The organism is Nitrosopumilus sp. (genome assembly GCF_025698945.1).
Taxonomy (GTDB): Archaea; Thermoproteota; Nitrososphaeria; order Nitrososphaerales; family Nitrosopumilaceae; genus Nitrosopumilus.
The window spans coordinates 334,440-359,552 of the sequence record NZ_JAILWM010000001.1 but is presented as its reverse complement, the minus strand read 5'-3'; the positions used below and the strand labels follow the sequence as shown (position 1 = coordinate 359,552).

At 33.1% G+C, this 25,113-nt stretch carries 30 protein-coding genes; 18 read left to right on the top strand and 12 right to left on the bottom strand.

Annotated elements, in window-relative coordinates; genetic code table 11:
* The first annotated feature begins 18 nt into the window (after positions 1-18).
* From K5790_RS02300 to K5790_RS02280, 6 genes are all read left to right on the top strand, one after another.
* Positions 19-3,018, top strand: a complete 3,000-nt coding sequence (locus tag K5790_RS02300) for a type I restriction endonuclease subunit R (protein ID WP_297592106.1) — start codon at positions 19-21, stop codon at positions 3,016-3,018.
* Positions 3,015-3,566 carry a M48 family metallopeptidase gene (locus K5790_RS02295; protein WP_297592105.1) on the top strand — a complete coding sequence of 184 codons (552 nt, stop codon included), beginning with the start codon at positions 3,015-3,017 and terminating at the stop codon, positions 3,564-3,566. Before K5790_RS02300 ends, K5790_RS02295 begins: the two co-directional genes overlap by 4 nt.
* The gene (locus tag K5790_RS10765) at positions 3,563-3,793 is read left to right on the top strand and encodes an HNH endonuclease signature motif containing protein (RefSeq protein WP_367182830.1); all 231 of its coding nucleotides are present in this window, start codon (positions 3,563-3,565) and stop codon (positions 3,791-3,793) included. Before K5790_RS02295 ends, K5790_RS10765 begins: the two co-directional genes overlap by 4 nt.
* Before the next feature lie 3 nt (positions 3,794-3,796).
* On the top strand, positions 3,797-4,474 hold the full coding sequence (locus K5790_RS02290; protein WP_297592104.1) for a hypothetical protein: 678 nt from the start codon (positions 3,797-3,799) through the stop codon (positions 4,472-4,474).
* Between the two features lie 61 nt (positions 4,475-4,535).
* Positions 4,536-4,799: a hypothetical protein gene (locus tag K5790_RS02285; RefSeq protein ID WP_297592103.1), complete on the top strand. Its 264-nt coding sequence runs from the start codon at positions 4,536-4,538 to the stop codon at positions 4,797-4,799.
* A 68-nt stretch (positions 4,800-4,867) separates the two neighbouring features.
* Positions 4,868-7,087, top strand: a complete 2,220-nt coding sequence (locus K5790_RS02280) for a hypothetical protein (RefSeq protein WP_297592102.1) — start codon at positions 4,868-4,870, stop codon at positions 7,085-7,087.
* A 182-nt stretch (positions 7,088-7,269) separates the two neighbouring features.
* Here K5790_RS02280 and K5790_RS02275 read toward each other — a convergent pair whose 3' ends face one another.
* Positions 7,270-7,497, bottom strand: coding sequence for a tetratricopeptide repeat protein (locus tag K5790_RS02275; protein ID WP_297592101.1), 228 nt, complete (start codon positions 7,495-7,497; stop codon positions 7,270-7,272).
* A gap of 121 nt (positions 7,498-7,618) precedes the next feature.
* Between K5790_RS02275 and K5790_RS02270 the strand changes: the two genes are divergently transcribed.
* Positions 7,619-8,062: an Lrp/AsnC family transcriptional regulator gene (locus K5790_RS02270; RefSeq protein WP_297592100.1), complete on the top strand. Its 444-nt coding sequence runs from the start codon at positions 7,619-7,621 to the stop codon at positions 8,060-8,062.
* A 10-nt stretch (positions 8,063-8,072) separates the two neighbouring features.
* Positions 8,073-8,624, top strand: coding sequence for a DnaJ domain-containing protein (locus K5790_RS02265; RefSeq protein ID WP_297592099.1), 552 nt, complete (start codon positions 8,073-8,075; stop codon positions 8,622-8,624).
* Here the strand turns inward: K5790_RS02265 and K5790_RS02260 are convergent.
* Entirely contained in the window at positions 8,621-9,013 is a 393-nt protein-coding gene (locus K5790_RS02260) for a hypothetical protein (protein ID WP_297592098.1), read from the bottom strand. The two genes, K5790_RS02265 and K5790_RS02260, sit on opposite strands and share 4 nt — an antisense overlap.
* Before the next feature lie 144 nt (positions 9,014-9,157).
* Here K5790_RS02260 and K5790_RS02255 point away from each other — a divergent pair, with 144 nt between their 5' ends.
* The 4 genes from K5790_RS02255 (at position 9,158) to K5790_RS02240 (ending at position 12,749) form a co-directional block, all read left to right on the top strand.
* The gene (locus tag K5790_RS02255) at positions 9,158-10,447 is read left to right on the top strand and encodes an HD domain-containing protein (RefSeq protein WP_297592970.1); all 1,290 of its coding nucleotides are present in this window, start codon (positions 9,158-9,160) and stop codon (positions 10,445-10,447) included.
* Between the two features lie 9 nt (positions 10,448-10,456).
* The gene (locus K5790_RS02250; RefSeq protein ID WP_297592097.1) at positions 10,457-11,917 is read left to right on the top strand and encodes an FAD-binding oxidoreductase; all 1,461 of its coding nucleotides are present in this window, start codon (positions 10,457-10,459) and stop codon (positions 11,915-11,917) included.
* Positions 11,918-11,979: 62 nt separating this feature from the next.
* Entirely contained in the window at positions 11,980-12,411 is a 432-nt protein-coding gene (locus K5790_RS02245; protein ID WP_297592096.1) for a hypothetical protein, read from the top strand.
* Between the two features lie 194 nt (positions 12,412-12,605).
* On the top strand, positions 12,606-12,749 hold the full coding sequence (locus tag K5790_RS02240; RefSeq protein WP_297592095.1) for a DUF5679 domain-containing protein: 144 nt from the start codon (positions 12,606-12,608) through the stop codon (positions 12,747-12,749).
* An 18-nt stretch (positions 12,750-12,767) separates the two neighbouring features.
* On the opposite strand, the gene K5790_RS02235 is transcribed toward K5790_RS02240, so the two are convergent.
* Positions 12,768-13,019, bottom strand: coding sequence for a hypothetical protein (locus K5790_RS02235; protein WP_367182829.1), 252 nt, complete (start codon positions 13,017-13,019; stop codon positions 12,768-12,770).
* 192 nt (positions 13,020-13,211) lie between these two features.
* Between K5790_RS02235 and K5790_RS02230 the strand changes: the two genes are divergently transcribed.
* Complete coding sequence (locus tag K5790_RS02230) at positions 13,212-13,703, top strand: hypothetical protein (protein ID WP_297592094.1); 492 nt, start codon at positions 13,212-13,214, stop codon at positions 13,701-13,703.
* 170 nt (positions 13,704-13,873) lie between these two features.
* Here the strand turns inward: K5790_RS02230 and K5790_RS02225 are convergent, their stop codons facing one another.
* The 3 genes from K5790_RS02225 to K5790_RS02215 form a co-directional block, all read right to left on the bottom strand.
* Positions 13,874-14,632, bottom strand: coding sequence for a transporter (locus K5790_RS02225; RefSeq protein WP_297592093.1), 759 nt, complete (start codon positions 14,630-14,632; stop codon positions 13,874-13,876).
* 101 nt (positions 14,633-14,733) lie between these two features.
* Positions 14,734-15,033: a winged helix-turn-helix domain-containing protein gene (locus K5790_RS02220; RefSeq protein WP_297592092.1), complete on the bottom strand. Its 300-nt coding sequence runs from the start codon at positions 15,031-15,033 to the stop codon at positions 14,734-14,736.
* 66 nt (positions 15,034-15,099) lie between these two features.
* The gene (locus K5790_RS02215; RefSeq protein ID WP_297592091.1) at positions 15,100-15,663 is read right to left on the bottom strand and encodes a PEFG-CTERM sorting domain-containing protein; all 564 of its coding nucleotides are present in this window, start codon (positions 15,661-15,663) and stop codon (positions 15,100-15,102) included.
* Positions 15,664-16,096: 433 nt separating this feature from the next.
* Between K5790_RS02215 and K5790_RS02210 the strand changes: the two genes are divergently transcribed.
* Together K5790_RS02210 and K5790_RS02205 are read left to right on the top strand one after the other, a co-directional pair.
* Positions 16,097-16,888 carry an adenylate/guanylate cyclase domain-containing protein gene (locus K5790_RS02210; protein WP_297592090.1) on the top strand — a complete coding sequence of 264 codons (792 nt, stop codon included), beginning with the start codon at positions 16,097-16,099 and terminating at the stop codon, positions 16,886-16,888.
* Between the two features lie 76 nt (positions 16,889-16,964).
* Positions 16,965-17,351, top strand: a complete 387-nt coding sequence (locus K5790_RS02205; RefSeq protein ID WP_297592089.1) for a DUF6659 family protein — start codon at positions 16,965-16,967, stop codon at positions 17,349-17,351.
* A 16-nt stretch (positions 17,352-17,367) separates the two neighbouring features.
* Here K5790_RS02205 and K5790_RS02200 read toward each other — a convergent pair whose 3' ends face one another.
* On the bottom strand, positions 17,368-17,895 hold the full coding sequence (locus K5790_RS02200) for a hypothetical protein (RefSeq protein WP_297592088.1): 528 nt from the start codon (positions 17,893-17,895) through the stop codon (positions 17,368-17,370).
* Positions 17,896-18,146: 251 nt separating this feature from the next.
* Here K5790_RS02200 and K5790_RS02195 point away from each other — a divergent pair, with 251 nt between their 5' ends.
* Positions 18,147-18,269 carry a hypothetical protein gene (locus tag K5790_RS02195; RefSeq protein WP_297592087.1) on the top strand — a complete coding sequence of 41 codons (123 nt, stop codon included), beginning with the start codon at positions 18,147-18,149 and terminating at the stop codon, positions 18,267-18,269.
* A 988-nt stretch (positions 18,270-19,257) separates the two neighbouring features.
* On the opposite strand, the gene K5790_RS02190 is transcribed toward K5790_RS02195, so the two are convergent.
* The 4 genes from K5790_RS02190 to K5790_RS02175 all read right to left on the bottom strand — a co-directional run bounded on the left by K5790_RS02190 (position 19,258) and on the right by K5790_RS02175 (position 21,941).
* Positions 19,258-19,404, bottom strand: coding sequence for a hypothetical protein (locus tag K5790_RS02190; RefSeq protein WP_297592086.1), 147 nt, complete (start codon positions 19,402-19,404; stop codon positions 19,258-19,260).
* 90 nt (positions 19,405-19,494) lie between these two features.
* Positions 19,495-19,869 carry a hypothetical protein gene (locus tag K5790_RS02185; protein WP_297592085.1) on the bottom strand — a complete coding sequence of 125 codons (375 nt, stop codon included), beginning with the start codon at positions 19,867-19,869 and terminating at the stop codon, positions 19,495-19,497.
* Between the two features lie 115 nt (positions 19,870-19,984).
* Complete coding sequence (locus K5790_RS02180; RefSeq protein WP_297592084.1) at positions 19,985-21,268, bottom strand: hypothetical protein; 1,284 nt, start codon at positions 21,266-21,268, stop codon at positions 19,985-19,987.
* 52 nt (positions 21,269-21,320) lie between these two features.
* A complete protein-coding gene (locus K5790_RS02175) occupies positions 21,321-21,941 on the bottom strand; it encodes a superoxide dismutase (RefSeq protein ID WP_297592083.1) in 621 nt (206 codons plus the stop codon).
* A gap of 81 nt (positions 21,942-22,022) precedes the next feature.
* Here K5790_RS02175 and K5790_RS02170 point away from each other — a divergent pair, with 81 nt between their 5' ends.
* Together K5790_RS02170 and K5790_RS02165 are read left to right on the top strand one after the other, a co-directional pair.
* Positions 22,023-22,598 (top strand): hypothetical protein, encoded by a 576-nt coding sequence (locus tag K5790_RS02170; RefSeq protein ID WP_297592082.1) that lies wholly within the window; start codon positions 22,023-22,025, stop codon positions 22,596-22,598.
* A 25-nt stretch (positions 22,599-22,623) separates the two neighbouring features.
* Positions 22,624-23,238 (top strand): ArsR family transcriptional regulator, encoded by a 615-nt coding sequence (locus K5790_RS02165; RefSeq protein WP_297592081.1) that lies wholly within the window; start codon positions 22,624-22,626, stop codon positions 23,236-23,238.
* On the opposite strand, the gene K5790_RS02160 is transcribed toward K5790_RS02165, so the two are convergent.
* Positions 23,239-24,963: a DEAD/DEAH box helicase gene (locus K5790_RS02160; protein ID WP_297592080.1), complete on the bottom strand. Its 1,725-nt coding sequence runs from the start codon at positions 24,961-24,963 to the stop codon at positions 23,239-23,241. It abuts the gene before it with no gap.
* Positions 24,964-25,113 lie beyond the last annotated feature (150 nt).

The window sequence follows — 25,113 nt, the reverse complement described above, 5'->3', positions numbered from 1 at the left end:
TCCAATTTCTCATAATTTATGAACTTTGATATTGGTGCAGGTAAAGAGGCATCTGAGTCTGAACTTCCAGCACTGGAACAACTAGTAGCAATGGGTTATGAGTACAAAACTCAGGCAGAACTCAACAAATCACGAAGAAAATATGGTGAAGTTATACTCTATGATAGGCTAGAAGAGGCACTAAAACGACTAAATCCTGAAGTTGATGATGATGGAATTCGTGATGCGATTTCTCAACTAGAAGAAGACAGATATCCACATCACTTGCCACCAGTTGATACTAATGAAAAACTTCGAGCAAAACTAATTGGATTATCCCAAACAGGAGGATTAGAACCTGTAGTAGTTACACAAAACTTTGGTGATGGTCCTGAACAAAAGATTCTAAAAGTTTTTGATTTTGAAAATGTGGATAACAATGACTTTGTTGTAACAAATCAATTCAAAGTTCAAGGATTTAAAAATCCAATATTTCCTGATGTTATGATTTTTGTAAATGGAATTCCTCTTGTAATTATAGAATGCAAGGATCCAACAATTCCAAGACCCATAGAGCAAGCTTATGAGAAAAACTTTACACACTATCAAAATCCTGGACAAGGATACGAAAAATTATTCTTTTATAACCATTGTATGATTGCAACATGTGGTACATTAGCTAGAGTTGGAACATTACAATCCCATATCAACTATTATGCGAGATGGGCAGAAGCTTATCCCTTCACTGAAGAAGATGTCAAAGAGATGTGCAATGGTAGAACAAGAGAACAAGAAATAATTATTGCGGGATTACTATCAAAACAAAATTTACTTAATCACTTACAAAACTTTGTAATTTATGAAACAGTTAATGGACAAAAAATAAAGAAAATTGCTAAACATCAGCAATTCCGAGCAGTTACAAAATCTATTTCAAGACTACAAGAGTCTGAAGAAATTAAAGACAAGGGTGGTGTTATATGGCATACTCAAGGTTCTGGCAAATCCCTCTCAATGCTTTGGTTTGCATCACAACTGATGTATAAATTTGGAAATCCTCCTATTGTGATTATTACAGATAGAAAACAACTAGACAAACAAATTCATGAGACATTCAAGAGTTGCGGATTTCCAACTCCTATCAGAGCAAAAAGTGGTAAACATCTAGGAGAATTATTGCAAAACCCTAGAGGCAAGACTATCATGACTATAATTGACAAGTTCTCAGCAGGAACAGAAATTCATACTGATGAGAAGGTAATCTGTCTTGTAGATGAGGCTCATCGCTCTCAATTCAAGGTAAATGCCGAACAGATGCGTGTAGCCATGCCTAATGCTGTATTCTTTGGCTTTTCAGGCACGCCAATTGATAAGAATGACAGAAGTACATACCGAGTCTTTGGACCAATGCTTGACAAGTATGGGTTTAGAGAATCACAAGCAGATGGGGCAACACTACCAATTCGATATGAAGGAAGACTTCCAGAATTATTTGTTGAAGGCGGCGATACCATAGAGCAAGTCTTTGATAGAGTGATAGGAAAAGATCCTACCATTACTTCTGAACTTCAAGAAAAACTAAAAAAACAATATGTTACAAAGGGCAAAATTGCAGAAGCACCTTCAAGAATAAAGAGAATCTCACTAGATATTGTAAATCACTATACATCACACATTGAACCAAATGGATACAAGGCAATGATAGTTGCAACATCAAGAGAAGCAGCTGTGTTGTACAAGAGGGAACTAGACAAGCTAAACGCACCTGTATCAAAAATAATTATGACATCAAGTCTTGGTGAGACAGGAAAAGATGACTTGAGCTGGGATGAATATTTTCTTACTCCAGAACAACGAGAAGCAGAGTCTGAGAAATTCAAAAGTTCAGAAGATCCAACAAAGATTCTCATTGTAGTAGACATGTTACTTGTAGGATATGATGTTCCAGTATGTCAAGTCTTGTATTTAGATAAGGGAATACGAGAGCATAACTTGCTTCAAGCAATTGCAAGAGTTAATCGTCCATACGATGAAGCAAAGACATATGGATTGATAATAGACTATTCTGGAATCACCAAAGAACTACAAAAAGCACTTGAGATGTTTGAAGAACAAGACATTGAAGGAGCACTAGACCCTCTAGAAGATTTGTTACATGAACTACATGAACGACATCTTGATGTTATGGCATACTTTGAAGGAATTGACAAGAAAGACTATGATAGTATAATTGAAAAATTTGAACCAGTTGACTTGAGAGAAAAATACGAATATGATTTTAAAATGTTCTCAAAGGCCCTTGATGCTGTAATGCCTGATAAGACAGCAGACCCATATCTTGCTGATTTCAAGTTTGCAAGTGAGGCAAGGCAACTAATACGCACCAGATACGATGGTGTCAAGCCTAGTACACGCCCATATGCCAAAAAGATTCAGCAGTTAATTGATGATCATATTCGATCATTGCATGTAACTGGATTGGTAAACCTAATGGAGATATCATATGAGAATTTCATGGCATTTGTCAAAAAGGATGTAAAAAGCGACAAAGCAAAGGCTGCACTAATCAAAACAAGGGCAATATCTGTAATTGATGAGCTCACTCCCAATAATCCTGCCTTCTATGAGAGTTTGCGTGAGCGATTACAGAGAATTATTGATGAGGAAACCGAGAGAAGAAGAAAGAATGCTGGCTATTTTACAAATCCTGCATTATATGAGGAAATTTACAACAAGGCCCTATCTGAGGAAGAAGAGCGAAAGAAGGTATTTGGTGATTATGAGGCAACTCCATTTGAATTTGCATTGTATGGTGAGCTAAACAAAGACAAAGACAGAAAGGATTCCATAGAACTAACAAAAGAAATTTTCTCAAAAATAAAAAGCGAGACAGAACTTGTAGGCTGGAAAAATAAAACAAGTGTGGAGAAAAACATACGAGCAGTACTGTATGAAGTTCTAAGTAGTGCTAAATTTGAAGATGATAAAATTAATGAATTATCTGATACAGTAATCACATTGGCAAAGAATGATTTATGAAAGACAAAATTAGATTTGGTAATAGCAGTATAACATATACTATTTCTAAAAGCAAGAGAAGAAAAACATCACAAATTATTGTGGATTCTAAAGGCGTTCAAGTACAGACTCCGTTATCAAAAACAAATTCTGAAATCAAAAAGATGGTTACAAACAAGAAAGAATGGATCTTCAAAAAAAGATTAGAGTTTCAAGATAAAAAAAATAGAAAGAGAGTCAAAACAAAAACAAAGACTCTTGAATATTTAGAGAGAAGAACATGGAAATTAGCCTCAAAAATAGGCGTCAAACCATCACAAGTTGTAGTGAAGAAATTAAAATCGAGATGGGGAAGTGCTGGAAAAACAGGAATAATCACACTTAATGAAGTTCTATTGAAAACTCCTCCACGAATTATTGATTATGTGATAATTCATGAATTGTGTCATTTGAAAATTAGAAACCATTCTAGTAAATTTTGGAGTTTGTTGTATTCTCATGATAAGAAATTTCAAGACAAAATTAATTGGCTGGAACTTCATTCTAAGGAATTGTTCAAAAAGAAATGAACCAAAAAAAGAAATCAAAAAAGAAATTATTTTCACGTACAACGCTTCTAAAATACCTCAATGCATATTGTGAACAATGTCATAAGGAAGGAATTCGAACTACTGAAAATTTGACTTTGGATCATATCAATCGCATACCTTCCGATAACAGTATTACAAATCTAAGAATACTTTGTTTAAAATGTCATAGAAATAAAGACCAATGGGATAAGAAAAAATGGAGATAAAATTTGTCTCAAACAGTTGAACAAATTACTGATGACTTTCTTAAATCGCTTGAAGAACACGATATTTTTCAGTTTAATGATGAACGATTTACAAAAAAATCTCTAAAGATAAAGGAGTTTTTGAAACGTTATAAGATCATATCTGGTTCTTATGTTAAAATATCTCAATCTACAGAAAAACAAGAGATTCTTACTTCTGATGAACGAATGGTTTTTTTGTATTGGAATACAATGAATATTGTTAATTCAACTTTGGAACTATCTAAAGTATTTTTGTCATTGTTACTTGATGATTCAAAAATTTCATTTAATGACAAAACGACATATGGAACACTAATCATAAAAATTTGTAATGAGATAAAATATGAACAATCCTACAAAGATATGTTATTTGATAAACTCTATGTAAATTTCAGAAATTCTTTGGCACATGAAGATTATGATATTACGAAAGAAGGGGTTTTTCTTTATGATGGCGATAAAAAAATTCATTTAGATTATGATGGAATAAATAATGCAATGGAAGAAGTGAAATGCATTCTTCTATCAATACAAAATTTTGTAAATAGAAAAGCTGCCGAATTTAATAAAATGGCTGCAGAAAATGAGCAAAAAGAACAAGATCTCAAGGCTCAAATCAAAGATATTGATGAACAAATATCCAAACTGAAAAAATCATAATTTTTAGTATGGGGATATGATAATACCAAATTCAAAAATATATTGAAAATTTTTCTTATTTATGACCGTGCAAAAGGCAATCAAAATTATAGATTGGTGGATTGGACAAAAGAAACAAACAATCCAAGAGCTTCAAAATAAATGGCTAAACTCTGATGATGCTTATGGTGTTGAAAAAGCACTATTGCATTCAGAGAAAACAATAATTTTAAATCTTGAAGTTATTCGAAAAGAATTGATTCCTAACTGCAATCATCCTAAAAAGATGAGGGACACAACTGCCGATGGACAAGTATATTGTATGAATTGTAATTTTGATCTATAGCTGATTTGTCTCCACATTATCCTGATGCTTAAATTGTATGAGTTTATGAGTAATTTTAGGTGTAATCTATGTCTAGTGAAAATATAAAATCTGATGTTGTAGATGCTCCAAAAACTATATTGAAAAATCATTGGGATTATCAACCAAAAATTGGTAGTGAACTTGGCCATCATGTAACAAGACAATCTGAACACCAAATTTTACTTGATTTTATTTCTCGTAGAAGTGAGGGGTCTATGCTAATTAGTGGACATAGAGGAGCAGGTAAAACCAGTTCTGTTTTCAAAGCAGTTAATGAATCTGTCACTATGAATCCAAAAATAAAACCCATTTTGATTAAAGCAACATCTATCAATTTAGAAGAAGAGAAAAAAAAGAATATTCTGAGAAGCTTTATCAGATCACTGTATAAGATATCTAAAGAAGATTCAAACTTTAGTAGTGATTTAAAATCAAAAACATCTCAATTGTATAATAAAGCAATAGCTTCACAAGTAAAAAATGAAAAATTATTTGAAGAAAAAATTTTTCGTAAAAAAACTTATCGTATTCATGTGAATCTAATTTCTGCAATATCTATTATTGTAGTTAGCTCACTTTTCTTTTTGGGATTACTCTCTGATTACTCATGGCTTTTTCCATTAATATCCATTTTAGGTGGTGGTTGGCTTTTATTTGATTATTCCAAAATTGTCAAAAAGACTTCATCTGATTTAGCATCATATTACTATCTACATGATTATGATTTTTCTACAATGCAATCTGAATTAGAATCTCTTTTAGAAAAATTCCAAGAGGAGAATTTCAAAATCTTGTTTATTCTAGATGAACTTGATAAAGTTGGAGATGATTCATTTGAAATTATTTCAAATTTGAAAATGTTGATCAATCAAGGTAATGCATTATTCATCTTTATTACAGATCCAAAATTTTTAACCACGATTAAAGACAAGTCTAGTCCAAGTAGTACATTATTTTCACAGTTGTTGTTTCTAAAACGCCCTTTGTTTGATGAAATGAAGGAATTTGTAACTGAAATTATCTTGAATGGTAAAGAATTAACCTCAAGAGAAGATTACAATAATTTTCAAAATTATTTATGTTATAAATCTAAAACTAGTTTTTTTGATTTGTATGATGTGATACGAGATTGTATTATAACTAATGATATAGAAGGTCCTGTGATTGATTTAACTCTTAATGGGCAGAAAATTACTCAAGCAAATCTTCAAAAATCAATCGAATGGGTTTATGACAGAAAAAAACTCTCTTCTCCTTCACTGTGGTCTGAAAATGATCTGTTGTTAAGTACTTTGTATCATGTTTGTGATCAACTTGAAAATTTGCCTATTTTAGATAATGTGACGGTTGATAAAACCACTTTCAAATTTAATGTTAATTCGATTAATCTTACTAATCCCAAATTATTTTCTGCAACAATGGACTTGTTAATTTTTCTAACTAGTCAGGGCTATTTGCAAAAAATAAATGATTTCCAATTTCAAAAAATAGGAACAATATCTTCCATCAATGAAACAAAAGGTGGAGTTTTTGTTGAAGAACAAAGAAAATTCATAGAAGAATATGAACATATGTTAAATATTGCTATTAACATGGCAAACTCCCATAATAATCATATAAACAATTTGGGAGAAATTTTTTCTATTGAAAATATTAACAGTAAATGGAATTCATTCGTTGATTGCATAACTCCTTACTTTAACATAACAACTTTGGCCGAACATCGAGTGATATATTTTGACTTGGTAGGGGATGATCCTTCTGTTTATCCATCCGAACAATTACAAAAAATGACTGCTGAAATTAGAAATGGTTATGTTCAACTCAAGAAAGGATTTTTGACTTTGTTGACTAGCTTATTTGGTAAACAAATTACAAATTTGCAAATTGGAGCAACTTTGGGTGATATAAGTAGGGGTGTTTTGACTGCTTCTGGAATCCCGAATGCTACTTTCCATCATAATGAGTTGACTTACAATGGGGCTCAAAGTCATAAATTAGAACATATTATCATCTGTGAAAATATTTCTGTTGATTTTCTAAAAAAATTACTTAAGGCCACAAACTCAAATATTTTGATTATATCTTATGGTGATTTAGCTGATAATGCAAAATATGCTAATGTATCTTCTCTTTCAATTAATTCACTTCAGCAAGGTCTTGATGAATTAAACACCTTAAGTGAAGGTTATAAAAAATATCTCTTTTTACCTCTCACTATTCCGATATCTTCTGATGATTTGAAAAATCTTTTTGAAATTTTATGATATTTCTAGTTTAGATTTCTCTGAAGTTTTTGGGCTAGTTTAAGAATGAATTATGCGGATCTCATATAAGCCAAAAAATTCTATTTTACGCATGAAAAAGCCACAAAAAGTCATACATTTGAGGTCAACTTTAACAACAAATTCATTATTCCTGATTAATGATTTTAAAAAACAATATAGAATTAAGATGCATGTTTATCCCTTGGATCAATTTCCAGTGACTTGTTAAAGCACTCCATTGATTCCTCATATCTTCCCAGACTTCGCAATGCAACACCCTTGTGGTTCCAAAGGTCAGGATCGTCCTGATTTAGCAGCAATGCCTGCTCAAAATAACCAAGTGCTGCATTAAAATCTCCATCATCAAGTGACTTCTGGCCCTTTGAGACCAGTTCTTTTATTTCATCCACAAAATACAACCAAAGTCATTTCTATTAAATCTGAAATGACACCAAAAATTACATATGAAAACTAAACAAACATTCAGCCAATCAGCATAAATTTAAATAAATTTTTCAATATAGGTATTTCATGAATTTAGATGAAACAGATGAAAAGATACTCAAAAATTTGATGGTAGATGCAAGACTCTCAGCAAGACAAATGGCGCTAAAGCTAGGAATGTCCACAGTTACCGTTCTATCTAGAATAAAAAAATTAGAAAAAGAGAAGATCATTCGAGGATACACTGCAATAATTGACCATGAAAAGTTGGGATACACATTGACTGCAATAATTGAGGTGATGGCAAAAAATGACAAGATTCTGGGAATAGAAGATGAAATATCAAAGTTTGAAAATGTCTGCGGAGTTTATGATATTACTGGTTCCACAGATACAATAGTTATTGCAAAATTCAAGGAACGAAATGAGCTGAGCAGTTTTGTCAAGAGTCTAGCAGCAATTCCAAATGTAGAGAACACCATAACACATGTTGTTCTAAATACTACCAAAGAAGATTTTAGATTAACATAGGGAGAAACCAATGAAAAAATTCAGTCTCTTCATATTTGTAATGATTATTTTTGCAACTACACAAACTGCCAATGCACAAAAAACTTTGGATATGGAATTAGAGGTAACTGATGAAGAAAAAATTATGCTCTTCTCAGGATTCATCATTGCAATAGTTGCAGTGTTTTTGTTTCTAGCTAGAGACATCATACTGAGAAAAAAGACAAAATATGACAAGGACGATCTTGAATCAAAAAAAGACAAGACATTTGAAAAGTATCATTCTGACTGGGGAGATGACTATGAGGAGTTGGGGAAAAGAAAGAACACATCAGAGGATAAAAAATTCAGAGAAGCTGCACTAAATGATGAGCTGCCAAACTACTATGAGATTCTAGGAGTCACACCAGATGCAACACCAGATGAGATTAAAAGTAAATTCAGAGAATTGGCAAAAAAAACTCATCCAGACAAAACAAAAGCAGATTCTGAAGAAGAGATGGCTAAAATTAACAAAGCTTACGAGATACTATCAGACAAAGAGAGCAGAGAAAGATATGATAAATACTTTAAAGTAATCTAGACTGATTCTATTTTTACAATAATCATACTTAGCTCAATTGATGTTGGAGTCTGTACACTGTTTGTAAGATTTGTAATAATTTCAAGATTCAAAGAGTCAATGCTAGTTTCAATTTTAAGATCTGCAAACTCTGTGTTTGGTCCAAGCATCTTTTTGGTCAATAATGGAATAACTGAGAGATCTTCTATCACACCCTTCATCTTGTAGGCAAATTTGTCTGAAAAGTAGACACCTCCACGTGTGGTAGGCTCATTTACAGGAGTTGGAGAGTTTGTAATGGATACACCAGTAATTGGGTATTTCTTATCATTAAGGGATAGTGTGAATTTCAGAGGTGAAATCTCATTTGATTTCATTAGTTTTTCAAGCAAATCTGGATTGACTGACATTCAAGTGATACCCACTTCGTAATTCTATTGAATCTTTCTAAGAAAGCCAAGAAAAACAAATGAATTTTTGCTCAAGAATAGATCATCTTTAAAAACAATTATCCTGTCTTTTTGGTATTGCAGCAGTTTGCAACCACGATTTCAATGAGAAATGAGATTCTCAACTTGATGGTACAAAACGGATTAGAAGATGATTGCTATGTTGAAATGCTAGATTATACAATTGACTTGTTTGAAAGCCAGGGACTTGGTACTGATTACTATGGATATCATAACATCAATCACGAATTAGAGGTGACATACATTTCGCTTTTAGCTGCATCACAAGAAAAAGTAAAGTTTACTCTAGAAGATATAAAATACCTATACATTGCAGCTTTGTTTCATGATTTTGATCCACAAAAAAATGTAGACAAGCCACACGAAGAAAGTGTCTTGAGATTTATCTCAATGGATAAAAAGCTAAGAGATTTGCTAATATCTGCAAAAGTTGATTTAGAAATTATCAAAGTGTTGATTTTGAGAACAACATATCCATGGAGTGGTGAACTAAAGAAAAATGCATTGTTGCAAATCAAACAGTGTTTTGAAAATTGCGAGCTGACACGAAATAACAAACAGTTCCAAGAGCATATAATGCAAATGGGATGGTATCTATCAGTTGTGGATAGAATTAGCGGATATGCACTAGGTGATTTTTCAAAAGCAATGGAGATGGCAAAGATGAATGCACATGCACTTGCCTGGATGCCATCATTAATTGTACGAAGTGCAGTTGCATATTTTGAAGAATTGTTAAACAAAGAAACAGATATGGCAAAAGAGATTCTCAAGGTCCTTCCAAAAGAAATGAGAAAGAATTTTTTTGATACTGTGTTATCATTTATGAGAATACGCCAGCAGGAGATAACAATTCAAGCAAATTATGCATATGATAATCTCAAGCTAGTTCCCACAATAGAAAAAATGGCAACAAGAAATGATCCTGATTTCATAAAAGATCTTTATGATATATTTTTAGAGCTTCCAACCCCATTGCAATTTAGAAAAAAAGACTTTGAAAACTCAGTCAAAGATCCAGAGGTAATTCTAAACACACTGAGACTAAATAACAAACAAGGTGAAGTGGTAGGATTTTCCAAAGGTGGACCGCTTGAATCATACAATCTTCGTGAAGAGATAAGAGACGAGAATTACGGTTTAGGAAATACAATATTTCTAGAGCCCCTTGCATTAAAGATGGGCTACTGGGGATTAAAGGGAGGAAGTGAGATGCGCCATTTGTTTATCATGCAAGCTCATTCCATGAAGTACAAGTACCTCACAAGTTTTGCCTTGAGGGATGTAATTAGGGCAAGAATAGATAGAGAGCAAGCCGAATTTGTAACTTTGTTTGACCCTGAAAGATGGGATTACTATAGAATCAAAATCTAATTTTAACACATGAAGAAAACTATTCTCAAAGCACTACAGTCATCAATCAAAGGACAAGTACAAGATGGCAAAGAGTTTAGAAGATTCTATTCAGTTGATGCCAGCTCTTACCAAATAATTCCAAAAATCATAGTGATTGCAAAAAATGAAAATGATGTTGTCAATACAGTCAAAATTGCAAAAAAATTCAAGATATCTGTAACAGTCAGAGGTGCTGGAACTGGGCTTGTTGGAAGTGCGCTAAATGATGGAATAATTCTTGATTTGAAAAATCTAGATTCCCACAGTGTTTTAAAAAATCACATCAAGGTAGGGCCAGGCGTGATTAAGGGCAAGCTTGACATCATACTGAATCAGAAAAAAATGTTCTTTCCACCAAACCCATCAATTGGTTCTTTTTGTTCTGTTGGTGGAATGCTTGGCAATAATTCCAGTGGAAGTAGAAGTCTAAAGTACGGAAGTGTAATTGATAATGTTTCTGAAATAAAATTTGTAAACGGCAATGGAAAAACAATCACACTGCCAAAAAACAAAAAAATTTCAAATCAAATTTTAAATCAGATAAAAAGAACTGAACTGAAAAAATTTCCCAAAGTTTCTAAAAACTCTTCAGGATACAGACTAGATAAAATAAAAACCATCAATGATACTCACAAAATAATCATTGGCTCTGAAGGAACACTAGGCATTATAATTTCAGCTACACTAAAAATAAAACCACTTCCTAAAAAAAGAATTTTGTTCATCATTGAATATGATTCAGTTAATAATGCAGCAGAGAACTGTATCGAGATTAACAAAACAAATCCCTCTGCAATAGAATTTGTAGACAAGCCAACTCTGAATCAAATCAATTTCAAATTTAACAAGAAAACAAAATGCCTGCTATTTGTAGAGTATGATGAAAATATAAAAAACAATGAAAGAAAATTAAAAACAATCAATACTGGAAAGATTGTTCAAACGTTACTAAAAAAATCTGAAATTCAAAAGTGGTGGAAGTACAGAGATTCATCATTATACTATAGCCTAAAGACTATCAAAAAAGAAAACAGAATCCCACATGTAATTGAGGATGCAGCTGTTCCTTTGGAAAAGCTTCCAAGACTATTTTCGATCCTAAATAAAATCAATAAAAAGTACCATACAAAATCAATTGCCTATGGACATGCAGGCAATGGCAATATTCATGTAAGATTGATTTCAGATAGAAAAAAGATCGGCATGATAAAGAAGATTGCCAAAGAGTATTTTCATGAAATTCTCAAAAATGGCGGTACAATTACTGCTGAACACGGTGATGGTTTGGCACGCTCAGAGTTTGTGCGTGAGCAATACGGAGATGCAAACTACAAAATATTCAAGGATCTAAAGAGGTTTTTTGATCCAGATAACCTGTTAAATCCAGGGAAAAAAATTTCCAAAAAAAGCACAATTGTCAATAATTTGGAAAACTATACAACTAATTAGATTCAGAATCAAAAATAACAACGCAGAAACGCTTTATTAACAAAAAATTTGTCCAAAATATCGTGGTAAGTAAGGGCATCGGGTTTGCAATAGCACTATTAGTAATTACAATTAGTTTTACCCCAGCATTTGCGTTAACAGAATTAGAAAGATCAAGTGTTAACAATCCAAGATTAGAGAATGCATTTGGATTGCAAATTTCTGACAATGTAAATGTCAATCACCAAATGCAGATCTCAGCTGATATTACAAACAATCAAGACAAATCACAGACATTTGTCTATCTTGTTCAGATAAAAGATAAAACAGGTTTTGTTGTTTCGTTGGGATGGATTAGTGGACAACTAACACCAGATCAAAAACTGAGTCCATCTCTTTCTTGGTCACCAAAATCTGAAGGAGAGTTTACAGCTGAGATTTATGTTTGGGAAGGTTTTCCAATTAATCACAAAGCATTAGCAGAGTATACAACATTGAAAATCAACGTCAGTTAGTTTTTGAAAAGATATTCAATAATCAAAGATGTAATTTATTTAACAATACTAAGAATTTGTTCCTAAAACTGTCCAAAATACATTCAATATAGAGAATTTAGCTTGAAATTGTTCGTATTAAGATCTGAGGTTTGCCTCTTAGTGAAAAAAGTTCAACAAGTTCTCGCTAATAGAAGTTTGAGCCTATTGCAGTTATGACAATAGGATATTGTGTTAAGTGCCGAGACAAACGAGAAATCGGTGGCGCAAAACCATACACCATGAAAAATGGTAAACCTGCAATCAAAGGCACATGCCCAAAATGCAGCACAGCCATATTCAGAATTGGTAGAGGATAAAATTCTCACAAGAGAATTTTAGTACTGCCATTCATCAGTGAGACCATTCCATAGTGAACGCATTGGGGATGGATCTTTTTCTATTTCTTCTGTTATGCGATTTTTTAATACAAAAAAGAAATTTTCCAATGCATCAATTCCACCATCAGCATACAATTCTTTCCCGATTTCTGAAATTCTGTTGTGCTTTTCAGCAATCTCATCAGAGTCAGGGTTTTGTAGACAAAAAGTCATCAGATCAATGAGTTCTTCTTCTAGCATGAAATCCAATACAAACAATGGATTTACATGAATAATTTAGACTTTTTTAAAATTCCCTTTAATCAAAGTTGGAAATTAATTATTCATGTTTTTTAAAACTCCATTAATAAAAAAATTATTTTGTAATTACACAATGGGTAACTAAGACAGTTCACGTTAACCTATAAGCATAAATTCCATTCTCAAGATTTGAAACTACATATGAATATAGATTCTCATATTGAAAATGCCGCAAGAGCCATTCATAATGCAAAAATGGTTAGAAATACATCAAAAAAACTTCTAATAAAAAAATCAAATATCCATCCTGAACATATTATAGAATTAAGCAAAATTATGCAAAGTGTAATTTCAAGTACAGGCAAAGCAATGAAGGGAGCTAAATTAGCTGAATCTAGAGCAAAATCCAGATTAGAAGCAGTAAAAAAAGAAATAGCAAAAACCATCACCCATACTAGAAATGCAAAATATGCTGCAATCGCTTCACAAAAATCAGCCAATGCTGCATTGATTACATCAAAGAAAATGACAAATCCACAACTTGTAAACAAGCATCAAAAGACATACAATATTCAGATAGAAGCATCAATACGTGCTGCCAAAGTTGCTGAAAAGGAAACACAAAAAGCTACCATAGCTTCAAGAACAGCTAGAATCGCTGCAAGAATGGCACTAAAAGAACTGCAAATTTAGTTGTATTCAGTGTTTTATTTTTGAATTCCAGTATGTAGGAAATTCAACAAATCAAAAATACATCCTAAAATAACCAAGATACTGCATATACTAAATATCTGAGACCAAAAAGTTGCTCTTTACGATAAAGAATTTGAATAAAATCTAATCTAAAAAAAATAAAAAAGTGGTTATGCTATGCAGAGTTGTATTATTGTGTGTACTTCTATTGTTCCTGAATTTGTGATAGAGCCACCACATAGATTGATTATCTGACCCCAGTTTGTGATTGTATTACTGTTGGTAAACAAGCCTTGATTTAGGATTGTATCATTGTTCATAACAGGACCGCTATTAGTAAATGTGCCAGTTGTCATGATTGTACCATCATTAGTCACATACATAGAGTTGGTAAATACACCACTACTACTCAAGATACCACTTTCTTTCACGTTTATGGTACCAGAGGAGGTAATCACGCCAGTACTATCAATGTGACCGAAATTTTGAATCACACCTGTTGGACCATTAGTGATTGTTCCAGATGAGGTTATGGCATCATAGTTATAGAATAGTCCACTGTTTGTTATTGTACCAGTTACACTATCAATAACACCATTATTGATAACTTTGCCTGAAGTTGTAATTACACCGCCACTTGCGATGTTAATTTGTCCGTTATTTTGGATCACACCACTGCTAGTTACGGTTCCAATGTCAAAATTAACACCAGTTCCAACTGTTACTTTATCAGTTGGACCAATTACCAAAGTTGCTACTGTACATGTTGTAGTAACAGAGTTCCATGTTCCACCTACTGCTGGAGCTTCACAGGATATTTCACTATTGACTGTAGAAACTAATGCTTCTGCGTCTTGAGCAGAAAAAGCAATCATAGAAATCAATACTGCTAATACAGGAAGTATTAGAATTTGTTTTATTTTTGTCATTGTATGTTAAATGAGATTTACGGTATTAACCAACGCTGACATGATGGTGTGTTTAATGTACCTATGTGATAGTATAGTAGACGTTTTTGTAAATGTGTGATCTAGATAATCTTTGAAATTAATTTTGCAAAATCTCTACCAGTTTTTGTCAGAGTAATGTTGATCTTATTTTCTTCAATTGTAGATTCAACTAGGCCCTTTTTCTCCATCCATACTATGTGTTTTGCAAGTCTTGCATAGTTTAGTTTGGTATCAAGGGCTAACTGTGTTTTCCCGCCAGAGGGGTGTTCCATCATGAATTTTACTATACGCATAAGAGTTTTCATACTAGGATCAAAAGTAGCTGCAAGAGATTTTGTTTTTAGAATTTGTATTACTTTAGGATTGACAGATTTTCCCAATATTGAAACCAATTATTTAACAGAATCACTGTTTATAACCTATCTCAATTAACAGGCATGAAAAGTCTAAAGTTTGAGAGATAGTTTGCTTTTGGCACTAATTGCCACTATACTTACAATTGAAACTACTAAAATCATCATTGCTATCGTCCCAAATTCAGGAACCACATTAACCTCAAGGGATTCTCCATGAGGGCCAGTCAAAGGGATGTTTACCCCAGTTCCCTGCAGTGTAATCTTGATGTTCACATTCTCATTGCTGGGTAATGCTTCTGTAAGATGATCACCAATTGCAATTTTTTGATTAATCATTGTTTTATCTAAAATCACTTGATCGTTTTGAGTCACCAAAATATCATAGTTTACATCATAAATCTCTAGTCCATTTTTATCAGTGAATCTAACATTGATTGTCATGTGTTCTCTTTCCACAGGTTCTGTAGATGTAATTAATATCCAGGTAGAACCATCATCTGAAACGGTTTCCATTTTTATCATAGAACCCCCATGGTTTGCACCTAAACTAAAAGGGGAAGGGATTATGACTTCTTGAGCAAAAGTATTTTCACTGAAACTAGACATAACTAACACAGAAACAATTGCAATAAGAAAGCCATATGTAAAATTCATTTTTGTTGTATGTAATTTAGATGATATAGACAATACATGATCTTATTTTATAGAGTATTAACCTACGCTGACATACTTGTTAGTTTTGTAGACAAGTTTGTCAGTATGGTCATATTATGATCATTCTTGATCAATCTTTTGATGCCTGAAATTGTAATGACATCTCTTATTACAAAACCAATCAAGTCCACCCAAATATTCAACATTATCAGACTTGCCGCAAAAGGTACATTTTATAAAATTCTTCATAACTTTTTCTTTGTTCATAGTATCTGAATATAGTTTAGTACTCTTTAGGATATCTATTCTACAAATAATTTGGAAAACAGTATCCAAAGATAAGGAGCATCAAACTTATCAAAATTGTGAAAAGGTAAGCATGAAAAAACAAATGAAAATTATGGTGTATATACTAGTAATACAATACAAATCAATGAGTTTTAAATCAGGCAAAGAAAAAACGCCCAACATAATAGACATGCTTTTGAGCAAAAATCCGGATAAAACAATTGATTCAGACACGCTGATAAAAAATGTGCAAGACAGAATCAACAATGCATTGGAAAAAGGATATCAATACACCAGAGTGATTGATTCGTCTGAAAAATTTCTGAGAAAAAATGTGTTTGGGCAAATAAACATGGCAGTACTGTATGTGGATATTGTCGGTTCTACTAAAATGAGTATGACATTGCCCCCTGACAAACTATCGACAATAATAAGCTCATTTTCTCAAGAAATGTCGTATATGATTGAAAAGTTTCATGGATATGTTCTAAAATTTGTAGGTGATGCAGTTATAGGATATTTTGTAGAAAACGAGACAGACCAGATTCCTGCTGCATATAACACAGTGGCCTGTGCAGAATCCATGATAAAGGTAGTAAAACAAGGAATAAACCCAATCCTAATTGAAAAAATGGCGCTCTCTGAGATTAGCATAAAGATTGGAATTGATTTTGGCAATAATACGGTAGTCAGATATGGCGCGGATGAACAAAAGGCATATGTCGATTTGCTTGGACCTGCAATGAATGTAGCAGCAAAGATACAAAATTTGGCAAAGCCAAACCAGATCATAGTTGGTCAAGACATTTACAATAAACTAGACCCATACATGCAAGAGTTTTTCTTGGACATGACAGATGAATTGAATTATCCTTTGAAGCATTATTCAAATGATCAAGAGAAAAATTACCATGTTTACAGATACAAATACCAATGAATTGTGTCAAATCAGTTTCATAATTTTCCAAATCAGTCCATTATAACCTTAATACAAACAACAACCAAACAATATGATGTCAAAATTAACATTTGAAAATACAGTGCATTGGGAAGCTACAAGCAAGCATATTCTGAATTTTCCAGAAATCAGATTTGTCGGAGTTATAAATAACATGGGCAATCTTATTGCAGGCAATTACAAAAAGGGAATCATTCCAATTGCAGAAATAGAACAATACAAGATCTGTATGGGACACGCATTAGAATTATTTATGAAAAAGGATCTTGATAGTGTTTTAGGGCAGCTAGAATACATCATATCAAAAAGAAAGAGCATAAAGATTATTACGATTCCAGTGAGCAATTATGTGGTATTAGTTTCTGCTAAATCCACGACAAAGATAGAGCCAATAATTGATGAGATCGTTGGATCTTTGAAGTATTTACAGCATGTAAAGTAGAAGAAATTATCTCAAATCATTGCAATTCCCGATCACTTAGTTTGTTATACTCGAGCATAATTTGCGGAAGCTTATCTCCGGGATTTTTAGATATGTCGTATTTTTTACAATATAGAAAATAGTTTGGCCAGTTATTTTTTGCAGATTCTAAAAAATTCTCCCCTATCATATCATCATGCCACTCTATAATGTTCAGACCATATGCAAAAAACCTACTAAGATATTTCCCAATTCCCTGCGGAATTTTGCCATTAATGTCTAAAAACGCAATCTTATCGAGGGTATTCAGATAATCATAGGCATATCGTTTACAGTCCTCAGTGGTTTTGAGAACAGAATTTTTGTTAAGACGGGTGGTCAAGTCTTCATGAAATCCCCTTAGCAGTTGGGCATAGGAGGCCTTTGTATTTTCATGAATGCTCTTCCAGGTAATTATAACCATTGAGACAAACATAGATGCAGTTATGGAACTAACCACAATTGCAATTATAGGTAAATCGATATTTGCAGATATTTGCAAGAAAAGGTTTGAAATATTATCCAAAAATATTCCTACTGTTTTTTTCTATTATTAAATAATCTCGAACCAAGTTTAGTAAATAGTTCATTATATTATCATGGTTCCCAATGACAATCGCAATTGCATCCATTCTGACATCTAACTCTCTTGCAGTCAATACAGATTTTTTGTCTCCATGAAGGGGCGGTATTCATAATACTAGTAGTCACTTCATCCTAATTAACCCACATCGACAAATTGCGCTAGTTCTTAAGTGAGTAACGTGTAATAGAATCATGCTTGAAATGAATAATCTAAGATCTTGTGGAAAATGCGGCAACGTATTCTTGAAGCAAATCAACGAAAACGAAGTAAACAGATGTCCTGCATGCAACGTCTGGAAAAAGGAATCCATTTAATGAATTTCAAAATTAATCCTTATCTTAAAAAAATTCTCCACGTGTTCCTTCACCACAATATATCTGAGAAACATTATTGGTGGTCTGAAAAGTAATTATCAAAATTCCAACAGTAATGATGAGTTTGTAATTGTGTTTTTATTTATTTTAATTTTTAAAATTATTTCATCCCATGAAAAGGGTGTAATAGGATGTTATTCTATTTGTCTGATTTTGGAGCATCTTTCTTTTGCTCTTCTTTCTTTGGTTCTTCTTTTTTGCCATCATTTGCGACGACTATTGTTGGGTTTGTTTCATTTGTCATACTATATAGAGTCTTATCTGTAATATATACCCATGCACATTAATCTATAGTTAATTAAAATAAATATAGAAAAATAGGTACAAGTTAGAAAATTACTCTGGTATATATCAGTAAGAACAGTATCAAAAGTATGTTCGAAAAAATAATTAAAAAACTCAAATTCGGTTCTTGTAAAACTGCAAAAATAGATGATGTAGATTCATTCAAAGAACATCAAAAGAAAGATGAAAATTCAGTGAAATGAAATACAGTTGTAAAGAATGCAATTTCAAATGGGAAGGAACTTCATACACTTTTGACAAAGTTCGTGATCATGAAAAGATACATGTCGTCAATCTCATCAAAGTAAAAACATCGAGGAGAAAAACAAAGTAATGTCTATTCGATGTAGGGTTTGCAATGCAGTAAAAAACACACAATCAAGTAATGATGAAAAGTGGGAATGCCAAACGTGTGGGAATTTACTTGATTCCCAAGGATGCGTTATTGCTTCATAATTAATTCAAAGTTTTAGAAAAAACAATTTCGTCAGTTAAAAGATGATATACTAGGGCAGGCCCTAATATGTGTGTCAAATCAACTGTATTGCAGAATATGCTACAAGCTAAAGTTTCCTAGATTTGAAAAACAACAAAAATGCAAAACAGAATAGATTTCAAATTTATTTAGTTTTTTGATTCTATTTTATCGTTCTAAATTTCCTACACCACTATCAGCAGATATTTGCTCATAGTTGTTAGTATGACAATTTGGACATAACCCTCTAGAAAATTTATCATTATACACGGTTCCGCAATCAGTGCACACTCTCAAATCTTTTACATCAATCATAATTACTAAGAAGAGTATTCAGTGTTAAGTATTGCTAGATGAAAGTTTATGCAGAGTCACAAAAATCCCAAGTGAAAATAAAAAGAGAGGTTATTTTAGTCGCCTATAGATCTCTTTGAATTCAACTGACAAGTTGTAAGACATGTTTAACAGATGTGCCAGTTGGTTCATCGATGTCTTGTCATGTCCTAATTGTCTTAAGATAGTTAGTGCTTTTTGGGGAGAACTGGGCAAAAGTCGACTCTTGCCAGACCATGTCTTAAATGCCTCCTCTACATCAAGACAAAAATTCATGACAAATTGTTTCCAGTTAGGCATTGCTTTGAGTGCTTTTTCATTTAGCAATACTTGAGATAGTTCACGAAACTCATTTTTTCTATCCACGTATAGCATGTCAAGTGCTTGTGTAATCTTTTCTGGAACATATCCCCCAGTGTTTAGCATGTACATTCCTGTGATGCTCATATCATACTATACTCATTATCAGAGATAAAGTAGTAAGTAAATTCTCTGAAAATTTGTAAGTTAAAACACAATAAAATTAACAGATGTAAAGAATAAAAAAGAAAAGAATTGGAACTTATTGGAATGGATCAATGAATGGACAGTTCACAATGTGATCTTTGTCCATTGGACGAGCAATACCAATATCGATCAATCCTGCTTCTCTGTATGCATTCAAATCATCAATTGTTTCTAGCAATTGTGCCTCATCGGGATTTGTCCATCCTGTTACAAATATTCTCCACATTGGAGAATAATTTGCATCGCCAGGTGCACCTGTGGCAATTCCTGGTTGGAATCCTAATGGACCAGTTCCCTTTAGACCATTTTTGAATTGATACAAATCTACTGCTGCAGAGTTTGCAATTAATTTTGCAGATGTTGGTGAACTAACAACACCCATCATCTCAGCTGGACCGCTAGGAGTAGCATCTGTTACAATGTAATAGATTGTTCTACCATCAGGCCCCCATCCACGATGAGCAATGAAAGTTACTGTCATCTCTTCTTTGTCGATATCAAGAACTTGTCCACCACCATATGGTGTTTCATCAGTTAATGTCTTGTCTTCTTTAACCATCATTTGTCCTTCTGGCCAAACAATTTGCGGCATATTCAATACAACATCAACTGGAGTCAGTGTTACTTCAGATTCTGCAGCATCCATGATCATCTCTTCAGAATCAAGTACTCTTGGTGTGGTACCTTCATTCCATGTAACATGTACATGAGATGTTAATGCACTATACTTTTCTGCTTGTGCAGGAGTACTGGTAAAAACTTCACTTTGGTATCCGTGTACGCCATCGCCTTCAACGCCGTTTGTAAACATGAATGTTTTTGAAAGGGCAGATTTTGGTGCATTTTTCAATAAAGGCGCAAGTTCAACTTGCCAGCCTTGATTCTTTGTTATGATATCTGCATGTGTAGGATCACTAGAATCAGTGATGATGAAAAATACATCTTCACCATTATAGTATCCATGATGCATAGGGATTGTTGCAGGAACATTTGTTCTTGATAATCTAAGTTCAGATCCCATGTTAACATCAGCTTCTTTTTCCATAGTGGATTTCATCATGGCTTTTTCTTTCATCATGACTTCTTTTTCCACCATGGCTTCTTTTTCAGGAGCTGGTGTTACAGGAGTTGATTTTTGTTGTTCCATCCATGCGGCTTTACCACCAGGGATTTCAGAACACAGCTGCACTCCACAGACACCAGTACTTGAACCATATTGAGAGGTGCTAGTACCTTTACTTTTGAGAGCGTTGGCATCTGCAAAATAATCAGTTGTCAATCCTGCTGTAAACAAGGGAAGAATTGCAAGAATTGCAATATATCTTAGAGTCTTGTTCATGAGGTGCAAAAATGAATTTTAATTTAAAAGAATTTATCCAAATTAGACAATTTCATGCAAGCTCAGAAAAGCGATTACCTACATAATCCCAATTTACAACATTCCACCAATTCTGAACATACTCTGGTCTTCTATTTTGATATTTTAGATAGTATGCATGCTCCCAAACATCCAATCCTAGCAAAGGAGTTTTTTGTACAGTCCAAGGACTAGTTTGATTGGATGTTGTCATAATTTCAATTTTGTTGTATGTTGGATTAAAAACAAGCCAGCACCATCCACTTCCTTGAATAGACAAAGCATTCTCTGAAAATATTTTTTTAAAATTATCAAAGCTATCAAAATACACATCTATGGCATCTTCTAATTTTCCACCAGGAACTCCATCATTTTTTGGATTCATTGTCTCCCAAAACAATCTATGATTTTCAAAACCACCACCAAAAAAATTGATTGTACTTCTTGCAGATTCAGGAACACTATTCAGATCTGAGAGTATAGCTGAGATATACTTTGGATGAGCATCTCCGCCAATTGATTCAAGTGATTTGTTCAAACCATCAACATATGACTGGTGATGTTTTTTGTGATGAATTTGCATTGTCTCTTTATCGATAAAGGGCTCAAGTTCATCATAACCATATGGCAATCTTGGAAGTTCGTAATGAACCATAAGTCAAATAATTAGTATCCACATATATTTTTGAAGTAGATTCTGAATCAAGTTTTTATTGAAAAAACATCTGAAAAAAATATGATTCATCCTAGCATCAGTATAGTTTTTCCAAATAGCCAACAGACAGTTTCACTCTTTTCATGGATATGCAAAAAGATGGACAATGTCGATGAATTAAACGAGTTTGTAGCATGGCATTTGGATATTATCAATCAAACAATTAACGAGATTACCAAAACACAAAACATCAATTTATCAAATAATAAAATTGCAAAAGATTGGGCAGTCAAGTTTTTAGAAAATTATGAGGAAAGGATTCGTAAAATGAGAAATACAAGCAATCAAGTTTTTGAGAGATTTCATCATCTAAAAGATACAGAGTTTAAAAAAATCATAGATGAAAACAAAGACAGGAAAGAAGAGATTGAAGAGCTTTTACAAATTTTTCATAACAACAAAGGATTACTGATTGGAAAAATAATATTTGCATACAGAGAAACATGGTTTTTAGCAAAGCAATTAACAAATCCAGAAACGAACCTTAGTTCAGTAGAAGAATACCAAAAATGGGTAATTTCAAACATCTCCAACCTAAAAGAAACAAGAAAATCTTTGGAGAAAATTCACGAAGAAATCAAAAGGTGCAAAGAATGATTAGTCTTGGAGGCAAGAATACGATATGAGAAAACTAGGAACTGTTGATTTAGAAATTTTGCATTTGGCAAAAAAAGAAAACGGAACATTTAATGAAAAAAATCTAGAAAATTCAAATTTAAAGAGATTGGGAGTGGGAAGAATCCTTGATGCATTAGCATCATTGAAAGACAGAAAAATGATTTCACTTAATGATGATGGCTCTTTTACCATGACTCAGCTAGCAAATGAGATTCTTTGGAGTAATGATATTCCAATTTGGGCAAAAATCCTGAGACTGCTTCAAATAAAATCATGCAGCATTAATGAAATTACAGATACCTTAAACATAAATGAAGAGAAGATATCCGAAGATCTTGAAAAATTAAGGAAGAACCAGTTTGTTTTAATGTCACCCCAAAGACAAGAAGAAAAACTAGTGAAGGTTTTTGAAATATTACCAGAAGGAATCGAAGAAATAGACAAGACAGAAACTGAAGGATTTGATAAAATAAATTTCGAGGAATCAAAAACAAGTGTAGAGATAATGAGTTTAATTGATGAAGTAATTAGAGAAATTCAAAATTCAAACTTAGAGATTCCAAAAAAGGACAGCATGGTAGAAAAACTATCCAAACTAAAAGGAAAATTAGAAATTTAATTACTTTGAGCGTATTTTGTCTTGAATTTGAGCAAGGATCAACTCGGCCTTGTTCTTGTTCTCATAGTTATCAGCAGTCTCATCCATGATAGCATCAATCTCATAACTCTTATCGACTAGAATGTTTGCGACATGATCATCTAGAGTTCCATTTCCAATCAAATAGTATGCAAAGACAGTATTCTTTTGCCCTATCCTATGTAAACGGTCTTCTGCTTGTCGGTGAATTGCAGGACTCCAGTCAAGTTCTGCAAAGATCACATATTTTGCCCTAGTCAAATTAATGCCGACGTTTCCTGCACGAAGTCCAGCTATCATGAGTTTTGACTCGCCTTTCTGGAATTTATCAATCTGATCCTGTCTAAAACTATCGGTTTGTCCACCAATTATTGAGACAGGTGAAAATTCTTGGAGGCTCTCATGCAATAATTTGTGGATTACTTTGTGATGGCAAAACACCACCACACTTTCTTCAATTTCCATGATATTTTTTACAAAATTAATTACATGTGGCAGTTTTGCAATTCCTGCAATCTGTCTTTCACTTTGAATTGCCCTATGATACGAAGCAGATTTTGAGAATTCAGTCTCAGCTACCTTTTGTTCTTCCTCTAGTTTTTTCCAGATTTTATCAAGTTCTTCAAGATAGTAATCAGTATCAGATGCTATAACCTCTTTGTATCGAACTTTGTCTTTTAGTTCTTTTAGTACATCAGATTTTTTCCTTCGCAGCATTACATGTTTTTGCAATTCATTTCTAAGCGAATCACGTTTATTTTCTAAAACAATTGCTTTGCCTTTTTCATTAACATAACAAAAGTATTCACAAAATTCCTTAAAGCTTCCAAGCAGTCCAGGCTTTATAATATCAATAATAGGCCAGATTTCAGAACCTCGATTGTAAATAGGAGTTCCAGAAAGACCAATCCTATACAAAACAGATGGAAGAGCAGCTAATTTCTTAACAGACTTGTACTTTTGTGTAGTTTTTGATCTTAAGTTGTGGACCTCATCACAAACAATTGTTTTGATTCCAAGTTTTGCAATGTCTTTTTGTCTTTTGAATAGCAATTCATAATTAATTACGTAAATGTCAGTCTTTGGAAGTTCTTTTGATTTTCCAGTTCTAATCAAAGTTACACTAGGAGATTCAGATTCCAGTATTCTGCCATTCTTGCTTTTCTTCTTTAGGAATTTCTGAATTTCTCTTTCCCAATTATTCAGAGTAACAAGGGGGGCAACTACAAGCAGAGGGAAAGTTTGTTTTTCAGTTGCCACATAAGATAATGTTTGTACAGTTTTTCCCAAACCCATTTCATCTGCAAGTAAAGCATTTCCGGAGGATTTGAGCAAAAAATCCAATCCTTCTTTTTGGAAGTTTAGGAGTTTACCACGAAATTGCTCCCCAGTTTTTGCTTTTTTTAATTTGTGTTTGATTGGAGGCAGGGCGGGTTTTGGAGCAAATGTTTTGATAATTTTTCTCTGCCATGCAGATTTTGATAGTATTTCAAGAGGATAACGGTCAAGAATTAGTTTGATTTGCTTTACACTCTCAGTGCTGTCAGGAACAATGACCTCATTGGCAGTTTCGCCATACCATGCCTCAGGAACCAGCCTAGAAATCATACTGACGGCACGCTCACCAGTGATCTTCCAGCTCCAAATTTTGGAATATTTGTCAAGAACATATTCCAATGTTCCAATATTTTCCATGGATGTTTCCATAATTTGTCGATAGAATGTTTTTTTGCCTTATGAATCTTCATGTTTTTGACGATCATTAAATAATCAGAGAAAAATCTGCAAGAGTTAAAATATGATAGAATTGTCACCTATTGGGAAAAATTTCAATCTTGAAGCCAGGCTCGTTTTATC